The organism is Sphingomonas sp. CV7422 (assembly GCF_027945725.1).
Taxonomy (GTDB): Bacteria; Pseudomonadota; Alphaproteobacteria; order Sphingomonadales; family Sphingomonadaceae; genus Sphingomonas; species Sphingomonas kyungheensis.
In genome coordinates this window covers 473,369-494,818 of sequence record NZ_CP115900.1, presented here as the reverse complement: position 1 = coordinate 494,818, position 21,450 = coordinate 473,369, and the positions used below count along the sequence as shown (strand labels likewise).

19 protein-coding genes are annotated in these 21,450 nt (G+C 68.3%); 6 read left to right on the top strand and 13 right to left on the bottom strand.

The window, feature by feature from the left end; all coding sequences use genetic code 11:
* The 7 genes from PBN85_RS02430 to PBN85_RS02400 all read right to left on the bottom strand — a co-directional run bounded on the left by PBN85_RS02430 (position 1) and on the right by PBN85_RS02400 (position 6,885).
* Entirely contained in the window at positions 1-1,017 is a 1,017-nt protein-coding gene (locus PBN85_RS02430) for an LLM class flavin-dependent oxidoreductase (RefSeq protein WP_271300038.1), read from the bottom strand.
* Positions 1,014-1,928 (bottom strand): ATP-grasp domain-containing protein, encoded by a 915-nt coding sequence (locus tag PBN85_RS02425; protein ID WP_271300037.1) that lies wholly within the window; start codon positions 1,926-1,928, stop codon positions 1,014-1,016. Before PBN85_RS02425 ends, PBN85_RS02430 begins: the two co-directional genes overlap by 4 nt.
* A gap of 85 nt (positions 1,929-2,013) precedes the next feature.
* Positions 2,014-2,598 (bottom strand): ABC-type transport auxiliary lipoprotein family protein, encoded by a 585-nt coding sequence (locus tag PBN85_RS02420; RefSeq protein WP_037531850.1) that lies wholly within the window; start codon positions 2,596-2,598, stop codon positions 2,014-2,016.
* Positions 2,599-2,602: 4 nt separating this feature from the next.
* Positions 2,603-3,565: an MlaD family protein gene (locus PBN85_RS02415; RefSeq protein ID WP_037531848.1), complete on the bottom strand. Its 963-nt coding sequence runs from the start codon at positions 3,563-3,565 to the stop codon at positions 2,603-2,605.
* Complete coding sequence (locus PBN85_RS02410; protein ID WP_037531846.1) at positions 3,565-4,494, bottom strand: ABC transporter ATP-binding protein; 930 nt, start codon at positions 4,492-4,494, stop codon at positions 3,565-3,567. The genes PBN85_RS02415 and PBN85_RS02410 overlap by 1 nt, the downstream gene beginning before the upstream one ends.
* Positions 4,494-5,594: an ABC transporter permease gene (locus PBN85_RS02405; RefSeq protein WP_037531844.1), complete on the bottom strand. Its 1,101-nt coding sequence runs from the start codon at positions 5,592-5,594 to the stop codon at positions 4,494-4,496. The genes PBN85_RS02410 and PBN85_RS02405 overlap by 1 nt, the downstream gene beginning before the upstream one ends.
* An 82-nt stretch (positions 5,595-5,676) precedes the next feature.
* Complete coding sequence (locus PBN85_RS02400; RefSeq protein ID WP_271300824.1) at positions 5,677-6,885, bottom strand: DUF445 domain-containing protein; 1,209 nt, start codon at positions 6,883-6,885, stop codon at positions 5,677-5,679.
* Positions 6,886-7,154: 269 nt separating this feature from the next.
* Here PBN85_RS02400 and PBN85_RS02395 point away from each other — a divergent pair, with 269 nt between their 5' ends.
* Positions 7,155-8,222: a suppressor of fused domain protein gene (locus tag PBN85_RS02395; RefSeq protein WP_271300036.1), complete on the top strand. Its 1,068-nt coding sequence runs from the start codon at positions 7,155-7,157 to the stop codon at positions 8,220-8,222.
* 30 nt (positions 8,223-8,252) lie between these two features.
* On the opposite strand, the gene PBN85_RS02390 is transcribed toward PBN85_RS02395, so the two are convergent.
* Both PBN85_RS02390 and PBN85_RS02385 read right to left on the bottom strand, forming a co-directional pair.
* On the bottom strand, positions 8,253-11,483 hold the full coding sequence (locus PBN85_RS02390) for an efflux RND transporter permease subunit (RefSeq protein ID WP_037531843.1): 3,231 nt from the start codon (positions 11,481-11,483) through the stop codon (positions 8,253-8,255).
* 1 nt (position 11,484) lies between these two features.
* Complete coding sequence (locus tag PBN85_RS02385) at positions 11,485-12,672, bottom strand: efflux RND transporter periplasmic adaptor subunit (protein ID WP_271300035.1); 1,188 nt, start codon at positions 12,670-12,672, stop codon at positions 11,485-11,487.
* A gap of 208 nt (positions 12,673-12,880) precedes the next feature.
* Here PBN85_RS02385 and PBN85_RS02380 point away from each other — a divergent pair, with 208 nt between their 5' ends.
* Entirely contained in the window at positions 12,881-13,603 is a 723-nt protein-coding gene (locus tag PBN85_RS02380) for an SIMPL domain-containing protein (RefSeq protein WP_037531840.1), read from the top strand.
* A gap of 949 nt (positions 13,604-14,552) precedes the next feature.
* Here the strand turns inward: PBN85_RS02380 and PBN85_RS02375 are convergent.
* The 3 genes from PBN85_RS02375 to PBN85_RS02365 form a co-directional block, all read right to left on the bottom strand.
* Positions 14,553-14,810, bottom strand: a complete 258-nt coding sequence (locus PBN85_RS02375; RefSeq protein WP_037531839.1) for a GlsB/YeaQ/YmgE family stress response membrane protein — start codon at positions 14,808-14,810, stop codon at positions 14,553-14,555.
* 114 nt (positions 14,811-14,924) lie between these two features.
* Positions 14,925-15,224 (bottom strand): CtrA inhibitor SciP, encoded by a 300-nt coding sequence (gene sciP / locus PBN85_RS02370; protein WP_037531838.1) that lies wholly within the window; start codon positions 15,222-15,224, stop codon positions 14,925-14,927.
* Positions 15,225-15,326: 102 nt separating this feature from the next.
* Positions 15,327-15,572 carry a hypothetical protein gene (locus PBN85_RS02365; protein WP_081792896.1) on the bottom strand — a complete coding sequence of 82 codons (246 nt, stop codon included), beginning with the start codon at positions 15,570-15,572 and terminating at the stop codon, positions 15,327-15,329.
* Between the two features lie 154 nt (positions 15,573-15,726).
* Here PBN85_RS02365 and mnmA point away from each other — a divergent pair, with 154 nt between their 5' ends.
* Both mnmA and PBN85_RS02355 read left to right on the top strand, forming a co-directional pair.
* Positions 15,727-16,842, top strand: coding sequence for a tRNA 2-thiouridine(34) synthase MnmA (mnmA, locus tag PBN85_RS02360; RefSeq protein ID WP_271300034.1), 1,116 nt, complete (start codon positions 15,727-15,729; stop codon positions 16,840-16,842).
* Positions 16,839-17,093, top strand: a complete 255-nt coding sequence (locus tag PBN85_RS02355; RefSeq protein ID WP_081792895.1) for a UvrB/UvrC motif-containing protein — start codon at positions 16,839-16,841, stop codon at positions 17,091-17,093. Before mnmA ends, PBN85_RS02355 begins: the two co-directional genes overlap by 4 nt.
* A gap of 7 nt (positions 17,094-17,100) precedes the next feature.
* On the opposite strand, the gene PBN85_RS02350 is transcribed toward PBN85_RS02355, so the two are convergent.
* The gene (locus PBN85_RS02350; RefSeq protein WP_271300033.1) at positions 17,101-18,099 is read right to left on the bottom strand and encodes an NAD(P)H-quinone oxidoreductase; all 999 of its coding nucleotides are present in this window, start codon (positions 18,097-18,099) and stop codon (positions 17,101-17,103) included.
* Between the two features lie 90 nt (positions 18,100-18,189).
* On the opposite strand from PBN85_RS02350, the gene PBN85_RS02345 reads away from it, so the two are divergent.
* Together PBN85_RS02345 and clpA are read left to right on the top strand one after the other, a co-directional pair.
* The gene (locus tag PBN85_RS02345; RefSeq protein WP_037531833.1) at positions 18,190-18,384 is read left to right on the top strand and encodes a DUF1192 domain-containing protein; all 195 of its coding nucleotides are present in this window, start codon (positions 18,190-18,192) and stop codon (positions 18,382-18,384) included.
* A gap of 134 nt (positions 18,385-18,518) precedes the next feature.
* Positions 18,519-20,834, top strand: coding sequence for an ATP-dependent Clp protease ATP-binding subunit ClpA (gene clpA / locus PBN85_RS02340; RefSeq protein ID WP_271300032.1), 2,316 nt, complete (start codon positions 18,519-18,521; stop codon positions 20,832-20,834).
* Positions 20,835-21,450: the final 616 nt, after the last annotated feature.

Here is a 21,450-nt window from a genome sequence, read left to right as displayed (position 1 = left end):
CTACGCCGTCCCCATCACCTGCACCGCGAACCGCTCCATCTCCTCCGCCTGCGGGCTCATCTGGAGCAGCAGCAGGTCGAGCCCGGCCGCCTCATATTCGGCGATCCGCTCCTTCAGCTGTTCGGGGGTGCCGACCAGATTGGGGCGCAGGCCGCGGTTGGAGACGGCATATTCCTGCAACTTCAGCTCGCGCTCGAGCTGCGTGCCCGACAGCCACTGGTCGAAATTGGCGTAACCGGCCGGCAGATCGGTGACGGTGGTGATCCGTTCGAGCTCGCGCTGCGCCTCCGCCTCGCTGTCACGGACGATCGCATAGGCGGCCATGCCGAACTGCATCGGCGCCCCGCCCGCCGCGGCACGCCGCGCGCGCATGTCGGCGATCTTGGGCGCGATCGCCGCGACCGGGTCGCCGTGCATGACATAGGCGTCGCATTGCGAGGCGATCATCGCCTTGGCCTTCTCGCTCTCGCCGCCGGCATAGACGGTCGGCCGCCGGGCCGGCTTGGGCGCGCAGATCGCCTCCTCGGTCCGGTAGAAGTCGCCCGCGAAGCTGAACCGCTCCTCGGTCCACAGCCCTTCGACCACCTGCAACCATTCGCGGGTGCGCGCATAGCGATCGTCATGCTGGTCGAACTGCAGGCCATATTGCCGCGCCTCGTCCGCCCACCAGCTCGACACGACGTTGAGCGCCAGCCGCCCGCCCGAGATCCGGTCGATATTCGCCGCCGCCTTGGCGAACAGCGCGGGATGGTGGAAATTGGGCCGCACCGCGACCATCAGCTCGATCCGCTCGGTCACCGCGGCGAGCGCGGCGGCGGTCGACCAGGCGTCGAGCGCGGGCTGGTCGACGCCCTTGATGTCGTTGAGGTTGAGCTCGGCGATCAGCGTGAGGTCATAGCCCCAGCGTTCGGACGCCTGGGTCAGCCGCTTGGCATAGTCCCAGTCCGCCGCCATTCCCTCGTCGGGCACGTTGCGCAGCCAGCCGCCGAACACCGGCATCCAATAGCCATATCTCATCGCCTCGTCTCCGCCAGCATCGCCGTCAGCCAGTCGACCAGCCGCACATGCGGGTCCCAGCCGAGCACCTCCAACGGTCGGGCGACGAAATTGGACAAGGCGTTGATGTCGTAGAAGCGCGCGACGCCGTCGCGATCGTCGATCAGCACCTCGACCCCGCCGACGTCGATCCCCGCCGCCGCAACGATCGCCTCCGCCGCCGCGATCAGGCTCGGGTCGGGATCGACGCGCGTCATCGTGATCGTCGGCTTGCCGGGCAACGCGCAGGCATCCGCCGGACAGAGATCGAAGCTGCCGCCGCCGTCGACCTCGATCGCATAGAGGAAGCGGCCGCCGAGCGTCTCGATCCGGATGATCCGGTCGCCGCGCGCCGGGGCATATTCCTGCGCGAGCAGCACGCGGTCGATACTGTCGGGCACGCTGCCGTCGGCGACCGCGGCGGCGAGCGCGGCGGCATCGTCATAGCGGACGATCCCCGCCCCGGACCCGCCGATGTTCGCCTTGACGACGATCGGGAAGCGCAGCGCCGCCGCCGCCGCGGGCAGGTCGGCGGCGCGATGGACGACGCGCGTCGCCGGGATCGCGAGGCCGAGGCCGGCGATCAGCGACAATTGCCGCGCCTTGGACGAATCGATCGCCAGCGCGTCGCTGCCGTTGAGCACGCGCGCCCCCCGCGCCTGCCATTGCGCCAGCGCCGCGGCGGCGTGGAAGATCGGATGCTCCGGCGCGCGCAGGAAGCTCGACATGGCGATGCGGTTGAACACCAGCGGCGCCGGCGGCGCGGCGGCGGCGGGATCGAAGGCGAAGCCGTCGGCATGGATTGCGGTATAATCGATGCCACGCGCGTCGAGCGCGGCGAACAGCGGCGCGAACCACTGCGGATGTTCGTACAGGATGGCAAGATCAGGCATAGCAGCGACGCCTAGCGTAAGGCCGCGCCATCCGGACGGCCAATTTTGATTGCACCCCAGCTAGTTACGCTTGTCGAACCGCCGCTCAGCCGGCGACCCAGGCCGCCACCTCGACCGCGACCTGATTGGCCGCCTGGCTGATCGCCGTCCCCGCATTGGCGGCGTCGATCGTCTGCACCGGGACGCGCGCCTCGAACCGGCGCTTCTCGACCGTCTCCTGCCCGGCGCGGGTCAGCGCCGCGTCATAGGTCACCACCGCTTCGCGCGTCGTCGCATCGAGCCCGAAGCGGCGCAGCTCGCCGGCGAGCGTCGCACTCGGATCGCTGATCGACTGGACCGTCGACAGCACCACCATGTTGCTGCGCGCCGACACCGTGTCGGACAGCAGGCGGGCGAACAGTCGCGCCGGCGGCTCGGCCCATTGCGCGTCCTTGACATAGGCGATGCTGGTCGGCGTCGCCTGGACCGGCACGCGGGCGCCGGCGATCGCGGTCGGCGTCGTCGGCACCTGGATGGTGATCGAGCGCGCCTTGGCGGAATTCTGGTCCGCGCCCACCGCCGGCGCCGACGTCGCCTCGATCGTCAGCAGCGAGGGCGGCGGCTTGGCGCCGAAGCTGATGCAGCCGGCGAGCGGCAGCGTCGCGGCGAGGATGAGGAGCCTGGTCTTCATGATCTCACTTGCCCTTGTAATCGGGGAGCTTCTGCTGACCGATCAGCGAGCTGGCGCCGCCCTGATCGACCTTGTCGGCGATCGACGACAGCGCCGTCGCGGTGACGCGCAGATCGCGCACCAGCCGGTTCGCCTCCGGGATCGTCTGCTTGGAGAAGGTCTGCAGGCCCGGCCGTGCGTCCTGGATCGCCGCATTGAGCGTCTCGGCGCTCTGCTGCGCCGAGGCGATCGCCTTGTTGAGGTTCTGCATCGTCGGCTTGACGTCCTGCGCGATCAGGCCGTTGGTCGTCTCGGCGAGCTTGCCGATCTGCTGCGAGGCATCGCCCGCCTGCTGGATCGCGATGCGCGTCTGCGCCAGCGTCGCCGCGATCTCCGGCCCGCGGTCGGCGAGCGCGCCCGACAGCCGGTTGGTGTTGTCGAGGATGCCGGCGATCGACGCCTGGTTGCGATCGGTGAGCAGCCCGGTCAGCCGCTCGGTCAGCGTCGACAGCCGCTCGAGCAGCTGCGGTGCCGAATTGAGGATCGCGCCGATGCCGCCCTGCTTGGTCGGGATTACCGGCACGCCATAGGGGCATTGCGTCGCATCGGGATGATCGGGACAGGCGATCGGCACCGCGCCCTTGCGCGCGCCGTCGAGCGCGACGGTGCTGGTGCCGGTGAAGCTGCCCTGGATCGTCGCGGTGGTGCCTTGGAGGATCGGCGTCTCGTCCTTCACCGTCACCCGTACGCGGACGAACTGCGGATCGGGCTTCCACAGCGCGATCGCCTTGACCTGTCCGGTCGGCACGCCCGAATAGGTCACCGTCGACCCCTTGGCGAGGCCGTCGACTGACTGTTTGAAGAAGATGTCGTATTCGCGCTCGGAGGCGCTGCCCAGGCGGGCGATCCAGACGGTGAAGACCGCCAGCGCGGCGAGCAGGATCAGCACCACCGCGCCGACGATCACATGGTTGGAACGGGTTTCCATCAGTCGGTCCCTACAGGGGGTCGGGCCGGGTCGGCCGGTTCGGTGGTGGTGGCCGCGGCCGGACTTGCCGCGATCTGCTGCGTCTTGACCTCGGTCGGATGCTGGCTGGCGTCCTGCGCCTCCTGCGTCGCGATCGCGGCGCGACCGCGCGGACCCTTGAAATATTCCTCGATCCACGGGTGATCGAGCGCGAGCAGTTCGTCGATCGTGCCGACCGCGATCACCTTCTTGTCGGCGAGCACCGCGACCCGGTCACAGATCGCATAGAGCGTGTCGAGATCGTGGGTGATGAGGAAGACGGTGAGGCCGAGCGTCTTCTGCAACGACTTGGTGAGCTGGTCGAACGCCGCCGCGCCGATCGGATCGAGCCCGGCGGTCGGCTCGTCGAGGAACAGCAGCTCGGGATCGAGCGCCAGCGCGCGGGCAAGGCCGGCGCGCTTCTTCATGCCGCCCGACAGTTCGGACGGATATTTGGGGCCGGCATCGGGGGACAGGCCGGTCATCACCACCTTATAGGCGGCGATCTCCGCCATCAGCGCCGGGTCGAGCCCGCCGTAGAATTCGCGCAGGGGCACCTGGACGTTCTCGGAGACGGTCAGCGTCGAGAACAAGGCGCCGCCCTGGAACAGCACGCCCCAGCGCTTGCGGATCGCGGTCGCCTCGGTCTCCTCGCGGCCGATCGTCGGTTCGCCGAACACGGTGATCTCGCCCGCCACCGGGGTCTGCAGGCCGATGATCGATCGCATCAGCACCGATTTGCCGGTGCCCGACCCGCCGACCACGCCGAGGATCTCGCCGCGCCGTACGTCGAGGTCGAGCCCGTCGTGGATCACCGATTCGCCGAAGGCATTCTTCAGCCCGCGGACCTGAATGATCGATTCGTCGCGTCCCGAGTCGCGCGGGCGGGCCGATGCCGGGGTGTTGGCCATCAGTTCCACCCCACCCAGGTGAAGAACACCGCGAAAAAGGCGTCGAGCACGATGACGAGGAAGATCGCCTGCACCACCGCCGACGTCGTCCGCTGGCCGACCTGCTCGGCGTCCGATTCGACGAGCATGCCCTGGAAGCAGCCGGCGATGGCGATGATCGCGCCGAACACCGGCGCCTTGATCAGGCCGATATAGAGGTCGGTGATCGGCACCACCTCGCGGATCCGCTGGATGAAGGTCACCGGCGGAATGTCGAGCGACACCCAGGCGAGCAGCCCGCCGCCGACGATCGCGATCAGCGACGAATAGAAGCCGAGCAGCGGCATCAGCAGCACCGCGGCGATCGTCCGCGGCAGCACCAGCGCCTCCATCGGCGACACGCCGATCGTCCGCATCGCGTCGATCTCTTCGGTCAGCTTCATCGTGCCGAGCTGCGCGGCAAAGGCCGAACCCGAGCGGCCGGCGACCATGATCGCGGTCATCAGCACGCCGAGCTCGCGCAGGGTCAGCCGACCGACGAGATTGATCGTGAACACCTCCGCGCCGAACTGCCTGAGCTGCACCGCGCCCTGCTGCGCGATGACGATGCCGATCAGGAAGCTCATCAGCCCGACGATCGCCAGCGCCTGCACGCCGACCACCTCGAACCGGTGGACGGTCGCGTTGAAACGGAAGCGGCTGGGATGGCGGACGACGTTGACGAAGGCGATCGTCGTCGCCCCGAGGAAACCGAGCAGGCCGTAGAGCGTGCGGAAGGTGATCACCACCGCATCGCCGATCTCGCCGAGCAGCTTGCTGAACGCATTGCTCGGCCGCACCGGCATCGCCACCGGGCGATCCGCCGCGACCACCGAATCGAGAAGATAGCGGCCGTCCGCGTCGAGCCCCTCGATCGACGCCTGATGCCGCGTCGCCAGCCGGTGGACCAGCCAGGCGCCGACGGTGTCGATCCGGTCGATGCCGCTGAGGTCGATGCTGCGCACCGGGCCGCTCACCGCGTCGAGCCGGTCGGGCAGATCGCCCAGCGTGCGCAGCAGCAGGTCACCGGAAAAGCGAAGGGTTCCGCCGCTGTCCTGCTCGAATTCGGCTGTGGCGCTCATCGCCTGCGCTTGTGAGCCAAGTTCCGACCTTCGGCAAGGCGTTTATCATACGCGACGGTTGGGTTGACCGGACAGGCTGGGTTCACAGCAGCACGTCGACCGCATGGATGATCAGGCCGACCAGACCACCCACCAGGGTGCCGTTGATGCGGATATATTGCAGGTCGCGGCCGACCGCATTCTCCAGCCGGCTGGTGATCGTGCGCGCGTCCCAGCCGCGTACCGTCTCCGACACCAGCCGGACGATGCCGTCGCCATAATCCGCGGCGATGCCAACCACCGCGCGACGGACGAAGCGGTTGATCGTCCGCGCCAGCCGGGGATCGTGGGTCAGCGTCTCGCCGAGCTGGCGCAGCATGTCGCCGAGCTGCCCCTGCATCGCGCTTTCCGGATCGCGCGCGATCCGCAGCAGCGCGGCGCGCGCCGATTCCCACAGGCCGTCGAGCCAGCGCTGCATCGCCGGATTGGCGATCAGCTCGACCTTCATCGCCTCGACCCGCGCGCGCATCGCCGGATCGAACTGCAGGTCCCAGGCGAGCCGGTCGAGCCCCTCCTCCGCCTTGAGCCGCAACGGATGCTGCGGATCCTCGGCCATGTCGGCGACGAGCTTGTCGAGCCCGGCGATCAACTTGTCCGCGACCGTCTCGTCGAGCCCGGTCCAGCGCAGGATCGATCCGGCGCGTTCGTGCACCATCGCGCGGATCAGATGTTCGTTGGCGGCGAGCGCCTTCGCGCCCCAGCGGATCGCGCTGTCGAGCAGCGGCGCGTGCCGCTGTTCGGCGATCGCCGCCTGCATCATCCGGCCGAGGATCGGCGATACGTCGGTGGCGCGCAGCCGCGCGGCGATCCCCGCCTTGACCATCCCGCCGAGCCGCTGCGGGTCGAGCCCGTCGAGCACCTGCGCGACCAGCTTCGATGCGCCCTGGCGGAAGCGCCCGCCGGCGCCCTCGGGCGGATCGGTCAGCCAGCGCGCGATCGCGGTGGCGACGTCGACGCGCCGCATTCGCCGGCCGACCACCGCCGGCTGGAGGAAATTGGCGCGCAGGAATTGCGCGAGCGTATCGCCGATCCGGTCCTTGTTGCGCGGGATGATCGCGGTGTGCGGGATCGGCAGCCCGAGCGGATGCCGGAACAGCGCGGTCACCGCGAACCAGTCGGCCAGCCCGCCGACCATCGCCGCCTCGCTGAACGCCTGGACGAACCCCCAGCCGGGATAGGCGGGGGCGAGATGACGGCTGACGAGGAACAGCGCCGCCATCGCCACCAGCAGCCCGACGGCGATCCGCCGCATCGCGACGAGAGCGGGCGGAGCCGCCTCGGTGGCGCTGCGGGGACGGGTGTTCATGGGCGAAACAATCCGCGAGCGGCGGGGAAGTTCAAGTGGGATCGCGTTCGGTTTGCGCATCACCCCCCTGCCGATGGCGGCGGCCACTCGCATACCGCCGGGTCGCGTCGCACCGGCACCGCGGATTCCGTCAGGTGCGGCACGAGGGCGCTGCCCGGTCAACGGCTTGCCGGTGCGGCGTCGACAGCCTTTCGCGCCGCTCCTAGCCTCGCGTCATGACCGAAGGCGACAATGCGGCCACCGCCGGCTGGGATGCGATCCGGGCCGCGTGCGCGCGCCTCTATCCGCAGCAGGAGCCCAGACATTATGGGTCGAGCCTGCCATTCGGCTTCGACGGCAATCCGCTCGACGGGATCAGCGCGTGGAAGCGTGCCGAGCCGATTCCGCATTGGCATTGCGTCGGCTTCGGACTCTCCGAACTGTACTGGAAAGAAAGCGACGACGAGGCGATCAGCGGCCACGGCTTCGAACTGACTTTCCGTCTGCGCTGCGATCCAGCGGACGAGAATCTGCCCGGATGGGCGATCAGCCTGATGCAGAATCTGGCGCGCTATGTCTTCACTTCAGGCAATGCCCTGCGCGACGGCGAGTGGATGGACCCCAACGGATCGATCGCGCTCGACACGGACACGCAGTTGCGGGGGCTCGCCTTCGTCGCCGACCCGAAGCTGCCGCCGATCGCCCCGCCGAACGGCAGCGTCGCCTTCGTCCAGATCGTCGGCCTCACCGTCGATGAGATGGAGGCGGGCAAGAATTGGCAGACGCGCGGAGTGCTGGCGGCGCTGCTGCCGCACCTGCCGCTCTGGATCACCGACTTCGCGCGCGCCTCGCTGCTCGACCGGCCCGACGTACGAGACGCCGTGGAGACGGGGCGCGATCGCGACGGGTCGTCGATGGGGATGCTGTTCGTGCCGACGGTCGCCTACTCGCAGCAGGGCGATCCGTCTGCTCCTACGACACTGATCCGGATCGGCGCGGGTCAGGTCGAGACCCTGCTCGCGCTGCTCGCGCTGCTCGCGCTGCGGCTGCCGTTCGGGCGGGACCTGCTGCTGCTCGATACGGACGACGCGATCCGGTTCGCCGCGGGCGAGGCATCGAGGATCAACGCGCAGGCCCGGCCGCCGTGCGTGACGCTCGATCGGGGCGGGCTCGACCAGTCACGCGACACGCTGCGTCCGGTCAGCGGCGCCTATCGCCTCGACGCGCTGCCCGGCGTCGTCTGGCAGATCGAGCGCACCGACATCCGCGACGCGAGCGGCGCGGTGATCCGCTCGGTCGGCTGAACGTCCGCCGGCCGATCCGTCGCCGGCGGATCACTCCGCCGGCTGCGCGCCCCCGTCGTCATGCCCCAGCCGGCCCGGCACCGGCGCGATGCTCGGCTGGTTGGGGCCAGCGATGCCGACCACCGTGCTGCCGTCGTCGCCGGGACGATAGGTGAGTAGCCGCCGGCCGAGCCGCGGCCCGACATAGCGTTCGATCCCGACCGCGAGGCTGAACGCCGCCGGCACGATCACCAGCGTCAGGATCGTCGACAGGATCAGGCCGCCGATCACCACGATGCCCATCGGCGCGCGCCACGATCCGTCGCTGCCGATCGACAGCGCGGTCGGGATCATGCCCGCGACCATCGCCACCGTCGTCATCACGATCGGCTGCGCGCGCTTGTGCCCGGCGTCGATGATCGCGGTCAGCGTGTCGACGCCCTTGTTCATCTCCTCGAGCGCGAAATCGATCAGCAGGATCGAATTCTTCGCGACGATGCCGAGCAGCATCAGCAAGCCGATGAACACCGGCAGCGACAGCGGATTGCCCGTCGCCCACAGCGCGATCAGCCCGCCCAGCGGCGCGAGCAGCAGCGACGCCATGTTGACGAACGGCGGCAGCGCCCGGCGATAGAGCAGCACCAGCACCGCGAAGACGAGGAAGGTGCCGGCGATCACCGCGACGACGAAGTTGTTGAGCATCTCCGCCTGCCATTTCGCCTGGCCGAGCGTCAGCTTGTTCACGCCGAGCGGCAGGTTCTTCATGATCGGCAGATTGTCGATCTGCTTCTGCGCGACGCCGGAGACGATGCCGGGGGCAAGATCGGCGCCGACCGCGATGCGCCGCTGTTGGTTAACGCGATCGATCTGCGTCGGTCCCGAGCCGAGGCTGATGTCGGCGATCAGCGCCAGCGGCACCGAGCCGCCGCTCGCGGTCGAGACGGGCAGGTTCTGGATCGTCGACAGCTCGGTCCGCGCGCCCTGATCGAGGGCGACGCGAATCGGCACCTGCCGGTCGGAGAGCGAGAAGCGCGCCGAATTCTGGTCGATGTCGCCCAGCGTCGCAATGCGGATCGCGCTCGACAGCGCCTGCGTCGTCACGCCGAGATTGGCGGCGAGGTCGAAGCGCGGCTTGATGACGATCTCGGGCCGCTGGAGATTGCCCGAGATGCGCGGCTGGGTCAGCGTCGGCAGCTTCGCCATCTGATCGACCAGCGTATTGGCGGTCTTCTGGAGCAGCGCCGGATCGTCGCCGCCGAGCACGATCGTCATGTCGCGCCCCGACGAGCCCCAGCCGAACTGCGAGCGGAAGCCGACGCGCGCATCGGCGAACTTGGCGAGCTCGGGCGCAAGATTGCGTTCGAATTCGGTGCTGGTGACCTTGCGGTCTTCCTTGAGCGTCGCGGTGACGCGGCCGGTGTTGACCGCGCCGTTCGATCCGGTGCGGGTGTAGACCGAGGCGACCTCGGGCTGGCGGCGCAGCAACTCGCCGACGCGGGTGACGACCTCGTCGGTCTGCGCCAGCGTCGCGCCCGGCACCATCTCGATCGTCGCGGTCGAATTGTCGCTGTTCTCGGCGGGCGAGAATTGCATCGGCACCACCGCGAACATCGCCAGCGTTGCGATGAAGGCGAGCAGGCCGAAGCCCATCACCCACATGCGATGATCGCGCCAGCGGCTGGTGACGCGATGCAGGCCGCCGCGCGCCGCGCTCGCCTTCTGCCGCGTGCTGTCGAGCGTCCAGCGCAGCACCGCCATATAGCCATCCATCAGCCTGCCCTCGCCATGGCTGGCGTGGCCGAAGCTCTTGAGGAAATAGGCGGCGATCATTGGCGTGATGAGGCGAGCGACGGCAAGGCTCATCAGCACCGAGACGACGACGGTGAGACCGAAGTTCTGGAAATACTGGCCCGAGATGCCCGGCATCAGGCTGACCGGCATGAACACCGCGACGATCGACATGGTGGTGGCGAGCACCGCGAGGCCGATCTCGTCGGCCGCGTCGATCGATGCCTGATAGGCGGATTTGCCCATCCGCATATGCCGCACGATATTCTCGATCTCGACGATCGCGTCGTCGACCAGCACGCCGGCGACGAGGCTGAGGCCGAGCAGCGTCATCTGGTTGAGGTTGAAGCCGAGCAGCTCCATGAACCAGAAGGTCGGGATCGCCGACAGCGGGATCGCCAGCGCCGAGATCAGCGTCGCGCGCCAGTCGCGCAGGAACAAGAGCACGACGAGCACCGCGAGCACCGCGCCCTCGATCATCGCATGGATCGCGGACTCATATTGCGCTTCGGTATATTTGACGCTGTTCGAGCGCAGGATGAAATGAACGTTGGGGTTGCGCTTCTCGAGGTCGGTGAGCTTCTTCACCGCCTCGTTGAACACGGTGACGTCGGAGGCGCCCTTGGCGCGCTGGAAGTCGAAGCTGATCGCCTGGCGCCCGTCGACCGCGGCGCGGCTGCGCTGCTCGGCATAGAGATCGCGCACCGTGGCGATGTCGCCGAGGCGGATGGTGCGGCCGTTGCCGACGTTGATCTGCGTCTGCGCGAGCTCGTTGGCGTTCTTGGCGTTGCCGAGCACGCGCACCGATTGTTCGGACCCGGCGATCTCGGCGCGGCCGCCCGCGGCGTTGAGGTTGATCTGGCGCAGCTGCGCATTGACCTGGCTGGCGGTGAGGCCCTGACTCTGCAGGCGCAGCGGATCGAGGATGACGCGGATCTCGCGGCTGACGCCGCCGTTGCGGTTGACCGCGGCCATGCCGGGCACCGACAGCAGTTCCTTGGTCACCGTATTGTCGATGTACCAGCTCAATTGCTCGACCGTCATGTCGCTGGCGATCGCCGAATAGCTGGCGAGATCGTTGTCGGTGGTGTCGGCGCGGAAGATCTGCGGTTCGAGGATGCCCTCGGGCAGGTTGCTGCGGATCTGCGCGATCTTGTCGCGCGTGTCGTTGACCGCGCGGTCGATCGGCGTGCCGATCGCGAGCTGGACGACGGTGGTCGACTGGCCCTCGGTGACCGTCGAGGTGATCTCGTCGATCCCCTGGAGCGAGCGCACCGCCGATTCGACGCGGTTGGTGACCTGATTCTCGAGCTCGGTCGGCGCCGCGCCGGGCTGGCTGATCACGACGATGACGACGGGGAAGTCGATGTCGGGATCGTTGTTGACGTCCATCCGCATGAAGCTGACGATTCCCGCCAGCGTCAGTGCCAGGAACAGCACGATCGGCGGAACCGGATTGCGGATCGCCCAGGCGGAGATGTTGCGGAAGCTCATGTCAGCTTGCCTTTGCCTGCGCGGCCGCGACCACGGGTTTGACCTTCTGGCCGGGGGCGAGGAACCCGCCCGCCGACCGCACGACGCGCTCGGTGCCGTCGAGGCCGGCGATCACCGTCACGCCCGCGTCGGAGACCTGACCGATCTTGATGTTGCGGCGTTCGACCTTGTCGTCCTTGCCGACGATATACACGAAACTGCCCTTGTCGTCGCTCTGCAATGCCGCGTCGGGCAACAGCGGCGCGACCGCGGCGCCGCCGACGATCGTCGCCGAGGCGAAGCCGCCGGGGCGCAGCGCCGGATCGTAGCGCAGCGCGATGCGCGCGATCCCCTGCCGCGTCGTCGCGTCGATGATCGGCGACACCTGCCACACCTCGCCGGCGAAGCTGCGATCGCTGCCGACCGGCGTCACCGTCGCGCGCGCGCCGGGGCGCAGGCTGGCGAGATCCGATTCGGCGAGCTGCGCGCGCATCTCGATCTGGCCGCCCTGCGCCATGCGGAACAGCACGCCCGATCCGGCGCTGACGATCTGGCCCGGCTCGGCCTGGCGGGTCAGCACCAGCCCCGCCTCGGGCGCGCGGATGTCGAGCCGGCCGTTGCGCGCCTTCGCCTCGCGCAGGCTGGCGGCGGCGACCTGGACGCGCGCCGCCGCGGCATCGCGCGTCGCCGCCTTGCGCTGCAGATCGGCCTTGGAGATGAAGCCGCGGTCGACGAGCTGCTGCGCGCGGTCGAGCTCGGCCTGCGCGATCGTCTGGTCGGAGCGCGCCACCGCGACCTGCGCGGCGAGCGAGGCGGCGGTCTGCGTCTGCACCGAGCGATCGACGGTGGCGAGCACCTGCCCCGCGCCGACCCACTGGCCCGGCTCGACGAGCACGCGGGTGATCATGCCGCCGTCACCGGCGACGCCGACCGGCATCTCGCGCCGCGCGGCGAGCGTGCCGGTCGCGGTGATCGTGCGGTCGACCGTCTTGCGGCCGGGGACGATGACGGTGACGACCGGCATCTGCTCGGTCTTCTGGCCGGCGGCGGGATCGGCCTTCTTGCGGCCGAACAAGGCCCAGCCGGCGACCGCGAGCAGCGCGACGACGATCAGCGCGATGACGATCCGGCGGCGGCGGGACGACGGCGCCGGATCGCCCGGCAGTGCCAATCGCTCGTCGTGCCCGATCGAACCCTGATAGTCGTTCATGCCCGTCCCATCCCCTCGGCCACTCGTGAGGCCATCTGCGTCGCGACTGTGTTATATGAATAAGCCACCACGCTCAAGCCCCCGCTGGCGCGGCGCCGTCGCCATGCCCTATTCTTGAAGTTCCCGCAATAACATCGCCTGTTCAGCCGGGGTTGATCCCGGCTGCGGCAAATGCTCGTGCCACATCGATCAACTCGGAAGGACAGACATGAAATATCTCGTCGCGGCAGCGCTGATGATCCCGGCGGCGGCGCAGGCGCAGACCGCGCCGACCACGGTCGAGCCGCTGGTGCCGGCGCAGGGCACGATCCTCGACGTCAGCGCCGAAGGGCGGACGACGCGGGTGCCCGATCTCGCGACGGTCCGTGCCGGCGTCGTCTCGCAGGCGCAGACCGCCGCGGCGGCGCTCGGCGACAATGCGCGGCGGATGGACGCGGTGCTCGCCGCGCTCAAGCGCGCTGGCGTCGCGCCGCGCGACATCGCCACCGCCACCGTCGCGCTCAGCCCGCAATATCGCTACACCGACGGCCAGCCGCCGGCGATCACCGGCTATCAGGCGACCAATACGGTCAGCGTCCGCTTCCGCGACGTCGCCCGCTCGGGTGCGGTGCTCGATGCCCTGGTCGCGCAGGGGGCCAACCAGATCGACGGCCCCAGTCTCTCGATCGACCAGCCCGACGCGGCGCTCGACGAGGCGCGCACCGATGCGGTCAAGCGCGCCCGCGCCCGCGCCGACCTCTATGCCGCGGCGGCGGGGATGAAGGTCGCGCGGGTGATCTCGATCGCCGAGGCGGGCCAGGACGCCGGCACGCCCGGCCCGCAACCGATGTTCATGGCCCGCGCGCTCAAGGCCGACGCCGCACCCACCGCGATCGCACCGGGCGAGAAAGAGGTGACGGTGACGCTGTCGGTGCGCTTCCTGCTGCAATAGCGGCGGCAGCGGTCGCAAATGCAGACATGTTGACGCGGAGGCGCGGAGGACACAGAGGGCTCGCCGTCTGCAACACTCCCGCCCCCGCAATAGTCCCGACGTCATCTCGCGAACAAGTCAACGGGAGTGGAAATGCCCAAACACCTTCGGCGCTCCCGCAAGAGTGGGATCTCAGTATTGTCTCCAATTGCGAACTGCGGCTCTGCCTGACGTTGAATTCCCGCCTTGCGCGGGAACACAGTGCCTCGTGTCTCGCGGCTTAACCGCCAAGACGGCCGTGTCCGCGCGGGCGTTTGGATACCCCGAATCACTAGGCAACCTCCACAGATGCCCCGCCCTGCCAAGGGTCCGATGCGTGCGGCGAACCCGGCTCACCACCGACTTTGGGCGGCCTCCGGAGATCACACGCCCCGCCGCGTCCGCCACATCCCTCTGCGCCCTCTGCGCCTCTGCGCGAACCCAGCACCTGTCGCCGGTTGCCGTCCCGTCGGACCCATTTGACCAGCCCCGCCAAAAAATTGGACGAGGTAAAGTGTATGGCATTGTACCAAAACCCAGAATGTCGCCCGCTGTCCTACACGACCGGCCTTTGCTAGCGACACGGGCGCAAGAGTCGCTCCTTCTCATTGTCGAACAAACGGAAACGATCAGGCCGGATCGTTTCGATCAAGGTGTTCAACTTGTCCATGTTGCCCCATTCCGGCCACATTCAGGCACTCGCCGCCGGCCGTCCGCACCGCGGCGAATCCCGGTATCGAGAGAGCCGGGGCAAGGAAGGGCTAAACGGACGGAGCAGCTCGCGGTCATGCGACCACCCCGTCATACCGGACCGAAGACGGCCCGCGGCACCACGCAACGCCACCGCCGCACCGCATAACGAAAAGGGCCGCCCGGTCGCCCGGACGGCCCTGTCTTCGCGTGGCGTCAGCGACGCCGTGCCGCGCCGCTCTTAGCGAACGCTACCACGACGCACGAGGTTGACGATCCCGAGCAGGATCACAGCGCCGAGCAGCGACACCAGGAACGAGGTGATGTTGAGCGGCGCATTGTTGATCGAACCGCCCGAGATGATCAGGCCACCGAGGAAGGCACCGACGATGCCGACGACGATGTTGAGGAAAATCCCCTGCTGGGCATCCGTGCGCATGATGATGCTGGCGAGCCAGCCGATAACGCCACCGATGACGAGCCAAAGAATGATACCCATAAATCCCTCCGTTGCGCCCGCCATGGGCTCCGTCGGGAAAGACTCTCAACCCCGTAACAATGTTCCGCACGCGTTTCGGTTTTCGGACGAAGCGCGGCCGTCAAGCCACCCCGCTCAATATTTTTGCTGGCGCTCGTACAGGGACTTGTAATGCTGAATCCGGGTGACGCGCAGCCCGGGCATGCCCGACCGGTCGATCGCGCGCTGCCAGCTGGCGAATTCCTCGACCGTCAGGCCATAGCGTGCGCACACCTCGTCGACGGTGAGCAGGCCGCCGTTGACCGCCGCGACCACTTCCGCCTTGCGTCGCACCACCCAGCGCGTCGTCGACGGCGGCGGCAGCGAATCCAGCGTCAGCGATTCGCCGAGCGGGCCGATCACCTTGGCAGGACGGATTTTCTGGTTCTCGATCATCAGTTAACCTCGATCGGGGCTGGGGGCCCCCTCTCAAACGCGATACACAACCCTAGCGGCCGGTCTTGAAGATCGAATTGCACGCGAGGGTTAACGGGGCTTTCAGCCTTCTGGCCGGGGTCGTCCTTCTCTCCATTGCGCGAGCAGAGCCGCGGTTGGGCCGTTGAACGCGCCGTCCAGCGGTTGCAGCAAGCGCGACGGGTGACCGATGCGGCCGAACCGTGCCTGGGCGACGGCGGTCGGAGACGCCGTCTGCCGGGCGGCGATGCCGACCATCAGCACCGCCAGATCCCCCGGAAGTTTCGTCACCTCCGTGTTTCTGTCGAAGCCTGGGAAGCTGAGGTCCAACCTGTGCCACTCGTCGTTGCCTGTGCCAGTCTCCTTTTTAGCAACGAGCCATGAAGGCCCGGTAAAGCCGCGCAGACTTTTGCACGAACCTATGTGAACCCATGTTAACCAGGCGCGGTTTTGCGGTTCCGCGGCGGACGGAGTAGAAGCGGGCATGAACGAAGTGGATTTCCAGCTTGGCGAACCGCTCGCCGGCAAGCGGATCGTCGTCGCCATGTCGGGCGGCGTCGACAGCTCGGTCGTCGCCGCGCTCGCCGCGCACACCGGGGCGGAGACGATCGGCGTGACGCTCCAGCTCTACGATCACGGGGAGGCGACGGGCCGCGCCGGCAGCTGCTGCGCCGGCCGCGACATCCGCGACGCGCGCGCGGTGTGCGACCGGCTGGGTATCGCGCATTACGTCTTCGACCACGAGACGCGCTTCCGCGAGACGGTGGTCGACACCTTCGCCGACGCCTATCTCGCCGGGCAGACGCCGATCCCCTGCGTCCAGTGCAACACCGGCCCGAAGTTCACCGATCTGCTCAGCCTCGCGCGCGAGCTCGGCGCCGATTGCCTCGCCACCGGCCATTACGTCCGCCGGCTGGTCACGCCCACGCAGGTCGAGCTGCACCGCGGTGCCGATCCGGCGCGCGACCAGAGCTATTTCCTGTTCGCGACGACGCAGCCGCAGCTCGACTATCTGCGCTTCCCGCTCGGCGGCCTGCCCAAGCCGCGGGTGCGCGCGATCGCCGCCGACCTCGGTCTCGGCGTCGCCGCCAAGCCCGACAGCCAGGATATCTGCTTCGTCCCCGACGGCGATTATGCCGGCCTCGTCCGCAAGCTGCGCCCCGAGGCGGACACTGCGGGCGATATCGTCGATCTCGCCGGTCGCAGGCTCGGCACGCATCGCGGCATCATCCATTTCACCGTCGGCCAGCGCCGCGGGCTGGAGATCGGCGGCTCGCCCGAACCGCTCTACGTCGTTCGCGTCGATGCGGCGACGCGACAGGTCGTGGTCGGCCCGCGCGCCGCGCTCGCGGTGTCGGCGGCGGCGATCAGCGGGCTCAACTGGCTTGGCGGCGACTATGACGGGCCGATCACCGCCAAGGTCCGCTCGATGGCCAAGCCGGTGCCGGCGCGGCTCGACGGCGACCGGTTGCGCTTCGCCGCGCCCGAATATGGCGTCGCCCCCGGTCAGGCGGCGGTTCTCTACGCCGGCGAACGCGTGCTCGGCGGCGGCTGGATCACCGCGACCGAGCCTGCGGCGCTGCCCGCGGTCGCGGCGTGAGCGTCTCGATCGAGGCACTCCGGCTGGAGATGGAGGCCGCCGCGGCGGCGCTCGATTTCGAGACCGCGGGTCGGTTGCGTGACCGGATCAGCCTGCTGCGCGCCGGCGGCGAGGATGCCGACCCGACCGGCCTCGATCGGCAACGCCCCGGCGCGATGGGCCTCGGCACCAGCCAGTCGCGCGTCGTGCCCCCCGACGGCTGGGTCAAGCCCGCCAAGCCTGACCCGATGACCCGTAACCGCGGGCGCTAGGCACCGCTCATACCGTCAGCACGATCTTGCCGACATGGTCGCCCTCCTCCATCCGCGCATGCGCGGCGGCGGCGTCGGCGAGCGGGAAGGTGCAGTCGATGATCGGGCGCAGCCGCCCGGCCTCGACATGTGGCCAGACGGTACGGCCGATCTCGTCGGCGACCAGCGTCTTGAACGCGGTGTCGCGCGGGCGCAGCGTCGACCCGGTCAGCGTCAGGCGGCGGCGCATGATCTCGAACAGCGGCAAGGTCGCCTGCGCGCCGCCCTGCACCGCGATCGAGACGTGGCGGCCGTCATCGGCGAGGCACTGGAGGTTGCGCGGCACGTAATCGCCGCCGACCATGTCGATCACCGCGGTGACGCCCTTGCCGCCGGTGATCGCCTTGACCCGCTCGACGAAATCCTCGGTCCGGTAGTTGATCGCATGCGTCGCGCCGAGCTCGAGCGCGCGGGCGCATTTGGCGTCCGACCCGGCGGTGACGATGATCGTCAGCCCGAACAGATTGGCGAGCGCGATCGCCATCGTGCCGATGCCGCTGGTCCCGCCGTGAAGCAGCACGCTGTCGCCCTCGGTGGCGAAGGCGCGTTCGAACAAATTGGTCCAGACGGTGAACAGCGTCTCGGGGATCGCCGCCGCCTCGACCATCTCCAGCCCGTCGGGCACCGGCAGGCACTGGCCGGCGGGCGCGACGGCATATTCGGCATAGCCGCCGCCGGCGAGCAGCGCGCAGACCCGCTGGCCGAGCAGCGCCGGGTCGACATCCGGCCCGACCGCCGCCACCGTGCCGGCGATCTCCAGCCCCAGGATCGACGGTGCGCCCGGCGGCGGCGGGTAATTGCCCTTGCGCTGCAACACGTCGGGCCGGTTGACCCCGGCCGCGGCGACGCGGATCAGCACCTCGCCCGCCGCCGGGCGCGGCACCGGTCGCTCGACCAGCCGCAACACCTCCGGCCCGCCATGCGCCTCCGGGTCGATCGCCTGCATCGTCTCGGGCACTTCGCTCATCCGCTGTTCCTGTCCGTCGATCCGCGGGCGGGGTACGCCGCCGTCCAGCCTTATTGACATCGTGCGGGCGGGGGTCAACGTTAGGCAGCGATGGAATCGGACGACGCCCCGTCGCGTCCCAACGACGCATTGACCGAGCTGCTGCGGCAGGACCTCGACCCGCTGTCGATCGCCGAGCTCGATGCCCGGATCGTCACGCTGGAGGCGGAGATCCGGCGCACCCGGCTCGCCCGCGACCGATCGGTCGATCATCGCGCCAGCGCGGACGCGCTGTTCAGGCGATGACCGGCCGTCGCGCCGCCCGGGCCGGTTCGCCGATGCCGACGACGCGACGTCAAGTGCTTGATGCGAGCGTCCGCGATACCGACATGATGGGAAAGGGCGCGGCGACCCACCGCGGCCCGACTGGAGTAATCTGAATGCCTTCCTTCGCCCCCGCGCTCGAGACCACGCTGCACAAGGCGCTCGAGGCCGCGTCCTCGCGTCGGCACGAATATGCCACGCTCGAACATCTGCTGCTCGCGCTGATCGGCGACGAACATGCCTCCAAGGTGATGGAGGCGTGTCATGTCGAGCTCGGCGACCTCAAGACCACCGTCGCCCATTATCTCGATACCGAGCTCGATGCGCTCAAGGTCGATGCCGCGACCGATCCCTCTCCGACCAGCGGCTTCCAGCGCGTCGTCCAGCGTGCGATCCTCCACGTCCAGTCGTCGGGCCGCGACGAGGTGACCGGCGCCAACGTGCTCGTCGCTTTGTTCAGCGAGCGCGAGAGCTATGCCGTCTATTTCCTGCAACAGCAGGACATGAGCCGACTCGATGCGGTCAGCTTCATCAGCCACGGCGTCGGCAAGGGCAGCGGCGCCGCCGAGGCGACGACGCCCAAGGGCGCCGACGAAGACAAGCCGGCCAAGGGACAGGAGAAGGGCAAGACGGAAAGCGCACTCAAGCAATTCACCGTCGACCTCAACGAGAAGGCGAAGATCGGCAAGGTCGATCCGCTGATCGGGCGCGGGCCGGAGGTGGATCGCACGATCCAGATCCTGTGCCGCCGGTCGAAGAACAACCCGCTCTATGTCGGCGATCCCGGCGTCGGCAAGACCGCGATCGCGGAAGGCCTCGCCCGCAAGATCGTCGAGGGCGAAGTGCCCGACGTGCTCAGCGAGGCGGTGATCTACAGCCTCGACATGGGCGCGCTGCTCGCCGGCACCCGCTATCGCGGTGATTTCGAGGAGCGGCTGAAGGCAGTCGTCAACGAGCTGGAAAAGCTGCCGCATGCGGTGCTGTTCATCGACGAGATCCACACCGTGATCGGTGCCGGCGCGACCAGCGGCGGCGCGATGGACGCGTCCAACCTGCTCAAGCCGGCGCTGTCGGGCGGTACGATCCGGTGCATCGGCTCGACCACCTACAAGGAATTCCGCAACCATTTCGAGAAGGACCGCGCGCTGCTCCGCCGGTTCCAGAAGATCGACGTCAACGAACCGACGATCGAGGACACGATCAAGATCCTCGCCGGACTACGCTCGGCATTCGAGGAGCATCATTCGGTCAAATATACGCCGGATGCGATCAAGTCGGCGGTCGAGCTGTCGGCGCGCTACATTAACGACCGTAAATTGCCCGACAAGGCGATCGACGTGATCGACGAGGTCGGCGCGATGCAGATGCTGGTGCCGGTCGCCAAGCGCAAGAAGACGATCACCGCCAGGGAGATCGAGGCGGTGATCGCGACGATGGCACGGATTCCGCCCAAGTCGGTCAGCACCGACGACAAGGCCGCGCTCGAAAGCCTCGAGACGGATCTGAAGCGCGTCGTCTTCGGCCAGAATGCCGCGATCGAGAAGCTCGCCTCGGCGATCAAGCTCGCCCGTGCCGGCCTGCGCGAACCGGAAAAGCCGATCGGCAACTATCTGTTCACCGGCCCGACCGGCGTCGGCAAGACCGAGGTCGCCAAGCAACTGGCGTCGATCCTCGGCATCCCGCTCCAGCGGTTCGACATGAGCGAATATATGGAGCGCCATTCGGTCAGCCGGCTGATCGGTGCGCCTCCCGGCTATGTCGGCTTCGACCAGGGCGGGCTGCTCACCGATGCGGTCGACCAGAATCCGCATTGCGTGCTGCTGCTCGACGAGATCGAGAAGGCGCATCCCGACCTGTTCAACATCCTGTTGCAGGTCATGGATAATGGCCGCCTCACCGATCAGCACGGCAAATCGGTCGATTTCCGCAACGTCATCCTGATCATGACGACCAATGCCGGCGCGTCCGACATGGCGCGTGAGACGGTCGGCTTCGGCAATCTCACCCGTGAGGGCGAGGACGAGCAGGCGGTGCAGAAGATGTTCACGCCGGAGTTCCGCAACCGCCTCGATGCGATCGTGCCGTTCGGCTATCTGCCGACCGAGGTGGTCGCGCGGGTCGTCGACAAGTTCATCCTCCAGCTCGAACTCCAGCTCGCCGACCGCAACGTCCACATCAACCTGGACGATGCCGCCAAGAGCTGGCTGACCGAAAAGGGCTATGACAAGCTCTATGGTGCGCGTCCGATGGGTCGCCTGATCCAGGAGAAGATCAAGCAGCCGCTCGCCGAGGAACTGCTGTTCGGCAAGCTCGTCCATGGCGGCGAGGTCACGGTGCGGATGAAGGACGGCACGTTGTCCTTCGCGATCGAACCCGCCGCGCCGAAGAAGCCGAAGAAGAAGGGCAAGGCGGAGCCCGTCGACGCGAAGTAAGGCGTCGGGTTTGAATGGCAGCGGGCCGGGCTGGCGACAGTCCGGCCCGTTTGCGTTTGCGCCTTCCGGGTAGTGCCCGGGGGACCCGGGGGCGATCGGCGTGGCGGCATGGCGTCGCTGATGCCACGTGGAGACAGGGCCGTCCGGGCGACCGGGCGGCCCATTTTCCATGTGGCGCGGTGGTCGCGCTGCGTAGTGCCTTGTGCCGTTATCGCTCCGGCATGACGGGGTGGTTGATCACGCGACCGCATGCTGCGGCGTCCGGTCCAGCCATTGTTGATCGAAACCCTTGCACGGCGAAGCATCGCCGCCCCCGGGAAGAGCGACGGCGGAGGCCTGAATGTGGCCGGAATGGGGCAACATGGACAAGATGGACACCTTGATCGAAACGATCCGGGCCGATCGTTTCCGTTTGTTCGACGATGAGAAGGAGCGATTCGTGCGCCCGTGCCGCTAGCAAAGGCCGGTCGCGTAGGACAGCGGGTGGCATTTTGTGTTTTGGCTCAAAGCTATACGGCCCGCCCGGTCCATTTGGGCTGGGTTCGTCAGGGGGATTTGTCCGGCCGGCGACTGGTGCCGGGTTCGCGCAGAGGCGCAGAGGACGCAGAGGACGCAG